We start from the raw sequence: 2,575 nt of genomic DNA on the forward strand, positions 1-2,575 counted from the left end.
GGGTATACGCCCTTCTATGCCAGCTATGCGGGCACCAAGGCGCCGGTCGAGCATTTCACCCGCGCCGCCTCCAAAGAGCTGGGGGAGCGTGGGGTTTCGGTTACCGCCATCGGCCCCGGTCCGATGGATACGCCCTTCTTCTATGGGCAGGAGGCACCCGAGGCGCAGGCCTATCACAAATCGGCCGCTGCGCTGTCGGGATTTTCGAAGACCGGCCTCACCGACATCGAGGATATTGCGCCCTGGATCCGTTTCCTTGTGACCGAAGGCTGGTGGATGACCGGCCAGACGATCCTCGTGAACGGCGGCTACACCACCAAGTAACCGCCGACCGGCCCGGCCTTCCCCAGGGGTCGGGCCACCTTCATTTCAAAGGGCAGCCGCTATGACCTCTTCGTTTCCTCCGCCGCCTGATCGCTTTGTCGCGGCCGTAAATGCGGATGATATCCCCGCCTTTCTGGCCCGCTTTGGCCCCGATGCGCTGGTGGACGACTTTTCCGGTCGCGCCGCCATCAGGGGCTGGAACGACCGGGAACTGATTGGCGCGAAGGGCGTTCTTACCATCGCGGCTGCTCGGGCGAGGGCGACAGGGTCACGCTGGCGGGGCATTGGACGAGCAGTGTCTTCGCCGGCGAAAGCACATTCGGCTTCACGCTGGCAGATGGTATGATCCGCGAAATGCGGATCACGGGTTGAGGGGCGCGCAGATGCATGTGGCAACGGTGATCTTTGCGGGCTTCCTGCTGCTGGCGGTTTTCGCGCTGTTCGGGCGTCTTTGGGGACATGATGCGGCCGGGGCAGCTCTGGCGGCCCGGTGGTTCGTGCCGGTCTGGGCCGGGGTGGCGCTGGTCAATATGTGGGTCGGCGTCACAAAGGCAGGCTACAGCGTGGCACAGGAACTGCCGATCCTGGCGCTGGTCTTTGCCCTGCCCGCAGGTGCAGCATTTTTCATTGCATGGCAGATGAAGGGATAATCATGGCCGATCCGGTTTCCACTGCGGCCGCGGCCGCGCATCACGGGGTTGATCTTCTGCCCGTCGTTGTCTTGCTGGCAGCGGCGGTTGTCGCGGTTCCGGTCTTTCGCCGGATCGGACTTGGCTCGGTGCTGGGCTATCTGGCGGCGGGTCTGGTCATTGGCCCCTATGGTTTCGGCTTTTTCCAGGACGCCACATCCATCATCCAGGTGGCCGAACTGGGCGTGGTGCTGTTCCTGTTCATCATCGGGCTCGAAATGCAGCCTTCGCGGCTCTGGTCGATGCGCGGCGAGATTTTCGGTCTCGGTGCCTTGCAGGTCTGTCTTGCGATCTTTGCGCTGGTCTGGGTCGGCATTACCCTTGGCTATCCGCTTGCCGCCAGCTTCGTCGCCGGCACCGGCTTTGTTCTGACCTCGACAGCCATCGTGATGCAGATGCTGCAAGAGCGCGGCGAGATGGCGCAGCCGAAAGGACGGCGCATGATCGCGATCCTTTTGTTCGAGGATCTCGCCATCGTGCCGCTGCTGGCCATCGTGGCGTTTCTTGCGCCGGGCGGCGCCGAGGCGACCCTGACCGACCGGCTGCAATCGGTGGCCATCGGGCTTGGGGCCATTGCGGTGCTGGTCGTGGCGGGGCGCTGGCTGCTGGATCCGATGTTCCGCCTTCTGGCGCGCTTTGGCGCGCGCGAGGTGATGACCGCAGCGGCGCTGCTGGTGGTGCTGGGCGCGGCGGTTCTGATGAATGCGGGCGGGCTTTCGATGGCGATGGGGGCCTTCCTTGCCGGGGTGCTTCTGTCGGAATCGAGCTTCCGCCACCAGCTTGAGGCCGATGTCGAACCCTTCCGGGGCCTGTTGCTGGGCCTGTTTTTCCTTGGCGTCGGCATGGCGCTGGATCTGAACATCATCGCCGCCAACTGGACCATCATCGCGATTTCGGTGCCTGCCTTCATGGCGTTGAAGATGCTGGTGATCTACCTCGTCGCCCGCCTGACCAAAGCGCCAAAACCCGAGGCCATCGAGCGCATGGTCCTGATGGCGCAGGGCGGCGAATTCGCCTTTGTGCTTTATGCGGCGGCCACTCAGTTCGGCATCCTGACGTCGGAATGGAACGCCAATCTGACCGCGATCATCATCATCTCGATGGTGCTGACGCCTTTGATGATCATCCTGCACGGCCGGCTTGCGCCGAAGGCCGTGGCCTCGATGGAAGGTGTCGAAGAGGCGAATGGCCTGTCGGGACGGGTGCTGCTGATCGGTTTCGGTCGCTTTGGCCAGATCGTCAGCCAGCCCCTCCTGGCACGCGGCTACTCCGTATCAATCATCGACACCGACCCCGAGGCGATCCGCACCGCCGCCGAATTCGGCTTCAAGGTCTTTTACGGTGACGGATCGCGCCTTGATATCCTGCATGCGGCGGGGGCGCAGAATGCCAGCCTGATCCTGGTCGCGGCGTCGGACCGCGATGCGATCTCTCGTACGGTCGAGCTGGCGCGGCACGAATTTCCGCTGGTGCCGGTGCTTTCCCGCGCCCTGTCCCGCCAGCATGCGCTGGAACTGCTGCATCACGGGGCGGCCTTCCAGATCCGCGAAACCTTTGAACCC

The 2,575-nt window shown here is 63.8% G+C and carries 3 protein-coding genes; all 3 read left to right on the top strand.

Annotated elements, in window-relative coordinates:
• A partial coding sequence (locus tag DRF71_RS27020; RefSeq protein WP_157971305.1) for an SDR family oxidoreductase occupies positions 1-324 on the top strand: 324 nt, incomplete at its 5' end.
• Positions 325-707: 383 nt separating this feature from the next.
• On the top strand, positions 708-974 hold the full coding sequence (locus DRF71_RS27030) for a hypothetical protein (protein WP_112313516.1): 267 nt from the start codon (positions 708-710) through the stop codon (positions 972-974).
• A gap of 2 nt (positions 975-976) precedes the next feature.
• Positions 977-2,575 (top strand): monovalent cation:proton antiporter-2 (CPA2) family protein (locus DRF71_RS27035; protein WP_112313517.1); only part of this gene is annotated, 1,599 nt, incomplete at its 3' end.

It is taken from the genome of Pseudogemmobacter bohemicus (assembly GCF_003290025.1).
Classification (GTDB): Bacteria; Pseudomonadota; Alphaproteobacteria; order Rhodobacterales; family Rhodobacteraceae; genus Pseudogemmobacter; species Pseudogemmobacter bohemicus.